The sequence below is a fragment of the Staphylococcus caeli genome (assembly GCF_051413795.1).
In the GTDB taxonomy this organism is placed as follows: domain Bacteria; phylum Bacillota; class Bacilli; order Staphylococcales; family Staphylococcaceae; genus Staphylococcus; species Staphylococcus caeli_A.
On record NZ_JBOIRQ010000061.1, the window covers coordinates 1 to 203 of the forward strand.

The 203-nt window shown below is 44.3% G+C and carries 1 protein-coding gene; it reads right to left on the bottom strand.

Translation table 11 applies throughout. The features are described 5' to 3' along the window. On the bottom strand, nt 1-203 hold a 203-nt coding region (locus ACSULM_RS12540), incomplete at both ends, for an Ig-like domain-containing protein (RefSeq protein ID WP_436863137.1).

Genomic DNA, 203 nt, shown 5'->3' on the forward strand with positions numbered 1-203 from the left:
CTGTACCTGTTGTTCCATCTGGGAACGTTACTGTTACTGTTGAGCCTGGTTCTGCTGTGCCTGAAATTTGTGTGTCGTCACTTGTTACGTCATTCACCGTTGGTGCTTCTGGTGCTGTTGTATCCGTAACTGTTGTTGTTGCTTCACCTGACACGTTTCCATCTTTATCTGTTGCTGTTACAACGATATTTTCATCGCCTTTA